The organism is Pseudoalteromonas sp. NBT06-2 (genome assembly GCF_002276045.1).
Lineage (GTDB): Bacteria > Pseudomonadota > Gammaproteobacteria > Enterobacterales > Alteromonadaceae > Pseudoalteromonas.
In genome coordinates this window covers 1-7160 of record NZ_NQMR01000059.1, presented here as the reverse complement: position 1 = coordinate 7160, position 7160 = coordinate 1, and the positions used below count along the sequence as shown (strand labels likewise).

Annotated in this window: 8 protein-coding genes; 1 reads left to right on the top strand and 7 read right to left on the bottom strand. The window is 34.5% G+C overall.

All coding sequences use genetic code 11. The annotated features are described in order from the left end of the window. On the bottom strand, window positions 1–653 hold a 653-nt coding region (locus CJF42_RS12905; RefSeq protein WP_141235555.1), incomplete at its 3' end, for an IS630 family transposase. 194 nt (window positions 654–847) lie between these two features. Here CJF42_RS12905 and CJF42_RS12900 point away from each other — a divergent pair. Beyond that, a complete protein-coding gene (locus CJF42_RS12900; RefSeq protein WP_095367079.1) occupies window positions 848–1060 on the top strand; it encodes a hypothetical protein in 213 nt (70 codons plus the stop codon). Between the two features lie 87 nt (window positions 1061–1147). Here CJF42_RS12900 and CJF42_RS12895 read toward each other — a convergent pair whose 3' ends face one another. From CJF42_RS12895 to CJF42_RS12870, 6 genes are read right to left on the bottom strand one after another with little or no spacing between them, the layout of a single operon-like run. Next, on the bottom strand, window positions 1148–1813 hold the full coding sequence (locus CJF42_RS12895) for an SCO family protein (protein ID WP_141235554.1): 666 nt from the start codon (window positions 1811–1813) through the stop codon (window positions 1148–1150). 7 nt (window positions 1814–1820) lie between these two features. Then, window positions 1821–2141, bottom strand: coding sequence for a cytochrome C oxidase subunit IV family protein (locus CJF42_RS12890; protein ID WP_095367077.1), 321 nt, complete (start codon window positions 2139–2141; stop codon window positions 1821–1823). Between the two features lie 16 nt (window positions 2142–2157). Next, window positions 2158–2835 (bottom strand): heme-copper oxidase subunit III family protein, encoded by a 678-nt coding sequence (locus CJF42_RS12885; protein ID WP_095367076.1) that lies wholly within the window; start codon window positions 2833–2835, stop codon window positions 2158–2160. 40 nt (window positions 2836–2875) lie between these two features. After that, window positions 2876–3556 carry a cytochrome c oxidase subunit 3 gene (locus CJF42_RS12880; RefSeq protein ID WP_095367075.1) on the bottom strand — a complete coding sequence of 227 codons (681 nt, stop codon included), beginning with the start codon at window positions 3554–3556 and terminating at the stop codon, window positions 2876–2878. Next, entirely contained in the window at window positions 3556–5331 is a 1776-nt protein-coding gene (locus CJF42_RS12875) for a cytochrome c oxidase subunit I (protein WP_095367074.1), read from the bottom strand. Before CJF42_RS12875 ends, CJF42_RS12880 begins: the two co-directional genes overlap by 1 nt. A 56-nt stretch (window positions 5332–5387) precedes the next feature. Next, window positions 5388–6746 (bottom strand): c-type cytochrome, encoded by a 1359-nt coding sequence (locus CJF42_RS12870; RefSeq protein ID WP_095367073.1) that lies wholly within the window; start codon window positions 6744–6746, stop codon window positions 5388–5390. Between the last annotated feature and the right edge of the window lie 414 nt (window positions 6747–7160).

Below are 7160 nucleotides of genomic sequence, written 5' to 3'. Positions count from 1 at the left end.
TTGAAGTGGCTTGGGTATAGATACCCTAGCCTGATTGCTCCAACAATATTAACCCGAGTTCTGCTTCCTGTGGTTTCAATGGTTTTATCAACACCTGTGCGTATCCAACCGCATGTCACTTTAGTCGCTTGTGTCGGATGGACTGCGTCCATAAACAGTAAAACATCATTCTCAGCCATTTCAGCTTTGAGTAACTCATATTTAGCTATAAATTCATCTTGCTTAGATGGACAAAATTTGTGAGGAACACCTTTAGGTTGTTTGTAGCTAAAGCCATTCTGATGAAGCCATTTATTAAGTCCTGATACCGAATAGTTAACGTCAAAAGTGGCTTGGATATAACTACAAATTTGGTGTGTATGAAAATAAGTGATATCACTTAAATGCTCAATTAGCTGTTTAGTTTGTTTATCATCGAGGTGACTAAACGAACCACCATTGTCAGGGGTAAGCTTATGCTCAGCAATGAAATCTTTAATATGGCGAGATATTGTACTTTCATGAACAAGTAAAGCCTGAGCTATCATGACAATAGTCCAGCCTTTTGCATGTAGCAAAACGGCTTTTATACGGTCTCGCTCATAGCCATCACGCACTTTACTGTGTCGTAACTCTAAGGCTGCTTTTAATTCGGGTGTAAGTTTAATATTCATTAATAGCTAGCTTGATCCTCTTTCACCAAAAATCAAGCATCTTCATTGATCACGGATATAGGTTTTTAAAAGATCCGTTGTTTTTTGTTTCATCGTTATTTATCAAAAAGCCAAGCAGGATAGACGCTCTGTTGATGGTGATGACGCTTTCATTACTGGTTTATTCCATCGCTCAAAGGCGAATGCGAACAAACATGAAAAAGGTTGGAGCAACGATACCGAATCAAATTAATCAAGAAATATCAAACCCTACATTACGTTGGGTATTTCAATGTTTTGAAGGAATTAATTTACTCCAAAATGATAATGAAGTTCACCTAGATGGCTTTGACGAATTAAGAGAAAAAATAATAAGACTCATCGGAGGGCAAGCATTGAATTTATATAAAATCAAAAAAGTCGCTTAGGGGTCTGATCAATGTCTGACCTACGTCAAGTTTTTTTAATTAAATTTTTAGGTGCGGAAAGGCAGTTATATCGACATATAGAGGATTTTATTTAACCAGATAATTTCGGTGTAATTTCAGAAGATCTTGATAGATATCTTTAGGTGTAAAACTCAAATGACCAAGAGAATTTGTGGTAGGTTTGAAAATTGCGTGTAGCTTTGCATCGGGATCAATCAAATATATTGCTAAACCATGACTGACATAATATTGATTGTGTTTATTTTTAATTTTAACTTGCATGCCTAAGTTTTTTTCAAAATTAAGATAACTTGTATCTTTATTTTTTCTTATACCTATAAAGTCATTATCAAAATAAGAAACATATTGTGCTAATCTATTTATAGTATCACGTTCAGGATCTACTGTGTAAAACAAAAATGACACATCTTTGATTTCATTATTTTTTTTAATCAAATACGAAAGACGTGTTAAGGTCAATAATGTCATAGGGCAGATATCTGGGCATTGAGTATATCCATACGAAATAATATGCCATTTACCGATTAAATCTTTATTACTAAATTTATCATTGTTATGCGTTATCAATAAAAATGGATCAAGCTCCAAGGCAGTAAATATCACAGTATTACTTTTTTTATGTTTACTCACTAAATCAGGGCTAATAATCAAAGAAAATAATGCCATAAATGTAATTAATACTAATAGATTAACAAATACCAAAATAACTTTTTTTCTTATGTGCTCATTCATTTGCACATCACACTTTCAACAAATAAATAAACCGATTTAAAAAAGTATAATCTGCTTCAATAGACATTAAAATAATTAAAATAACAATAGCACTTAATGGCACAAACAAGAGCAATTTTAACGCGGGTTTCTCCCAGTTTACATGCATAAATACACTTAAAATCAATCCTGCTTTCATAAACATGAAAATTAAGATTAAGGCCCACCTAAAAAAACCTTGAAACTCCATATAATCAACAAGATAAGAGCATGTACTCAATACAAATAATAGTATCCATATTTTCAAATATAACCCTATTGGGTGTTGCTGTACCTCTGAGCCAGTCATAATATTCCCCTCATGCTTACCATAAATAAAAGAAAGCAAAAATAAAGACCCAAACTAAATCAACAAAATGCCAGTATAAACCTGTGATCTCGACTATTTGATAGCCTTTTTTCTCATAAACTCCGCTATTAACCCGTTTTGCTATGACAGTTAAATAAATGACACCCGCACTAACATGTAAACCATGAAACCCCGTTATCATAAAAAATACTGCTCCAAATTGCGTCGCACCAAGTGGATTACCCCATGGACGTATACCTTCATCAATAATAAGCTTAGTCCATTCAAACGCCTGCATACCAACAAAACATGCTCCAAGAAATGCAGTAGCAGACATTAAATAAACAGTTTTTTTGAGCTCACCACGATATGCGTAATTGACAGCCATAGCCATAGTGCCACTACTGGTAATCAATATAAAAGTCATAATCGCAATTAACACTAAAGGGATAGAGTTTCCAGCTATAGTCATAGCAAATACTTCACTAGAAACAGGCCAATTGTCTGTTGCAGCCATACGGGCATGCATATAACCTGTAAGAAATACGCTAAAAATAAATGTATCGCTGAGTAGAAAAATCCACATCATCAGCTTTCCCCATGACATATCAAATACTTGTTTATCTCCTGAAAAATCTTGAATCACCCCCTGCCAAGCAGAGCACTTTTCATTTTTATTTAATTTAGAAGACATTAATTCCTCCTAATGCTTAAAGTATGCAATGCAGAAACATCTAAAATCCGCATATAAGTGCAATGGTTTTATACGTATCTGCAGTTGCTGTTAATAACAAGAACAGTAATATCCAAACTAACAATAAGTAATGCCAATAAAAGGCACATAATGAGAGATTTTTACTAAAGTGCTTTGGATCAGTGCATCTAATAAATACCGCTAATACTCGTACTAACGCAAAAAAACCACCAAATAAGTGCAATGCATGTAATCCCGTATATAAATAGAAATAACTATTAGCTGGGTTTGAATTTATGAAATAACCAGTATTGGTTAGTTTTTGCCAAACCAATAATTGTCCAATGATAAATAAACAACTAAAAATGGCAGCTAAACTGACAAAAACTAATGAAGTATTCATTTGCATTTTTTTTGAAAATATCACTGCAAACTGCAATGCCAAACTAGCCACTATCAAACTTATCGTATTTAGCCAAAGCTGTGTAGGTTGAGTAAACGGTAACCAAGGCTGGCCTGAAAGCGCCTGAAAATCATAGTATTGTGAACGGGATAAAAAAGTCACTGTGATCAGTAAAAATAAAATAGTTACTACCATTAAAAAAAACAATAACGCCGTTCTCCCTATTTTTGATTGATCGTATTGGATAGAGTTAACCGGCGATAATTCTGAATCAGGAGTCAACCAAGGTTTTTCCATTAATGTCGTTAAAAACTTCATTACTTTTTATCTCCTTCATGATCAGAAGAATTGGTTTCATTAAACATTATCACTTTTTGCTGAGATAAGTTCTGTGGAATAAAGTCATCTTTCACACCAGGTACACTATAGTCATAAGCCCATCGATGAACCTCAGGCAACTTTTCACCCCAATTACCGTGTTGTGGTGGACATTGTGGTGTTTGCCACTCAAGTGAGTTTGCATGCCATGGATTAGGGCCTGATTTTTTACCTTTAAAAACACTCCAAAATAAATTGATAATGAAAATTAATTGGATCGTACCTACAATAATGGCTGATACTGAAATACTTGCATTTAAAGTTTGCACAGATGCAGGAATAAAATCGGTATCTCCCAATGCAAAATAACGCCTAGGTACACCTAAAAACCCTAAATAGTGCATAGGTAAATATATTGCATAAGTGCCTAAAAATGTTCCCCAAAAATGTATTTTCCCAAGTCTAGTATTTAAAAATCGCCCAGTAAATAAAGGAAACCAATGATAAATAGCTGCAAACAAAACCATAATGGGAGAAACGCCCATTACCATGTGAAAATGTGCAACAACAAAAAAAGTATCTGATAAAGGCAAATCAATAATGACATTACCCAAAAATAACCCCGTTAAACCACCGTGGGTGAATGTAAAAATAAAACCAATTGCAAACAACATAGGCACTGTTAAATGAATATTTCCGCGCCATAAAGTGAGCAGCCAATTATAAACTTTAATAGCTGTCGGTACTGCGATTATTAATGTTGTAGTTGCAAAGAAAAAACCAAAATAGGGGTTCATACCACTGACATACATATGATGAGCCCAAACTACAAAACTTAAACCACCAATAGCGACAATTGCCCAAACCATCATGCGATAACCAAAAATATTCTTTCGAGCATGAATAGAAATCACATCAGATACCATTCCAAAAGCAGGCAAAGCAACAATGTATACTTCTGGATGACCAAAAAACCAAAATAGATGCTGAAATAAAATAGGACTACCACCTGTATGTTGTAAACTATCTCCTAGTGAGTAGATGGCCGGCATGAAAAAACTTGTCGCTAATAATTTATCAAACATCATCATAATCGCGCTAACTAAAAGCGCTGGAAATGCGAATAGTCCAAGTATAGTGGCAATAAAAATGCCCCAGATAGATAATGGCATTCGCATTAAAGTCATACCTTTAGCGCGGGCTTGTAGTATGGTAGTGACATAATTTAAGCCACCCATAGTGAATGCAACAATAAAAATAGCTAAAGATATAAGCATAAAAATAATGCCAAGATCTGAACCCGGAGTACCGGGTAATATGGTTTGTGGAGGATATAAGGTCCACCCACCTCCAGTTGGACCTCCACTGACAAAAAAACTCATCATTAATACAATAACTGATAATAAATAAGTCCAATAACTCAACATATTGAGATAGGGAAATACCATATCTCGTGTTCCTACCATTAAAGGTATTAAGTAATTACCAAAACCACCTAATAATAATGCAGTTAATAAATAGATGACCATGATCATGCCATGCATAGTGACAAATTGCAGATAATTACTTGGATCTATAAATGAAAACTGATCTGGAAAACCTAATTGCAATCGCATTAACCCAGACAAAAATAATGCAACTAATCCCACGGCTATGGCTGTGATTGAATATTGAATTGCTATTACTTTGTGATCTTGACTCCAAATATATTTACTGAAAAAACTATTTGGATGATGACTTTTATCATCACGATCTGCAATTGCAATATAATCCATATACTTATCTCCTAACCTGTAAACATAAAAGGTATATTTAATTGGTAGTCTGTATATTAGTTATTAAGTGACACGATATAAGCAGTAACATCATCAATTGCTTGCCCACTTTGTAATAACTTAGACATAAAAATCATTTGAGAACCATATAAATCCTTAGCATGATCTCCCCTGATTTTTTTTTGATAATTCTCAATTTGGCGCCTAAGATACCATTCATGTTGATCTGATAATTTAGGTGCATTCAGTGCGTAATTACCTTGCCCTGTTTTTCCATGGCAATAGGCGCAATTTTCATATAGTTTTTGCCCTTTAGTGATATTTCCTTTTGTGGTTCCTTGCACAGAGATTGAAGGCAAAGAACTTAAATAATTCGCCACATCAGAAATGGCACTATCATCCACTAAACTGGTAGTCATAAGCGCCATTTGCTGCCCATAAGTATCCAATTTATTATTACCTCTAATATGATTCTTATAGTATTTTAGCTGTCTTTGTAAATACCATTTTGCTTGTCCTGCAAGCTGAGGTGCACCCAATGCTTTATTTCCTTGTGCTTTATCACCATGACAAGCCACACACTGGACATAAATTTGGTTTCCTTTTTCAATAGATGCGGGTATAGCATTCAAACTTTGCTCAAATGTGATTTGTTGAGCTAACCAAATTTTGTAGTCATCTTTCGATTCAACAACAACATGACCTCTCATGGTATAATGTGCGATGCCACATAACTCCTCGCACAAAATTTCAAACCGACCTAACTTTGTAGGAGTAAACCATAAATAAGATTCTAATCCCGGAACTAAATCCATTTTCACTCTAAATTGTGGTACGGTAAAATTATGTAAAACATCTTTAGATCTTAATAAAACTTTGACGGCATCATTTATTGGTAGGTGTAATTCGTTACTTTTTACGAGAACATCATCTTGACCGGCTAAATCCTTAGGATCTATGCCAAATGGATTATCTTGATTAATCAACTCAATTGCGGTTTTCCCTAACTTTCCGTCACTCCCTGGTAGGCGAAAACTCCAATGCCATTGTTGACCTACAGCTTCTATCACACTCGCTTGTTCTGGCACATTAACAAATTGCGCCCAAACGAATAAACCTGGAGCTAACATAGCAGCAACACCAATTGTTGTTATAAATGTTAGCCAACCTTCAAGCTTTTTATTCTCTGGTTGATAATCTGAACGTCTATTTTTTTTATAGCGATAGCGAAATACCACATATGCAAGAAAAAGATTAACTGCAACAAATACAAAACCAGTTACCCAAAATGTCACATTTATTGTGTTATCAATTGATTGCCAATTTGATGCTAAAGGGGTGAACCACCATGGACTTAAAAAATGGAATAAGAGAGAACCAATCACCAGAAGTAGAATTACAATTGCTATCACCATATTTGATTCAACTTTGGTTCTTCGTCAATAAATATATTTCTATGGCTTCATAAAAAAGATATACATTTTTATTTCTTCATGACGATAAATAATAAAATTAAAGAACTGCAATCAAAAATGCGCAGCCCATATATGAACTATAATCACCGAGATAACAACAATACAAAAAATAAACAACTATACCCATGCTACATGGAAATACGCTATTTCAGTAAGTCGATAAGCGTGCCAAATGCGGGGCATAAGATGTGTCGTTAAGTCATTATCAACAAATATCTTATAACAACGCAGTTGTCTGCTTATCGTCTTGCCCTAGCAGAGTTTAGGTAGAAAACGATTACGGCGTTATGATTCATAATCAAGGAATAACCATGAATTAAAATCATGCCTTGTACTCATATCCTATCAAAGCTG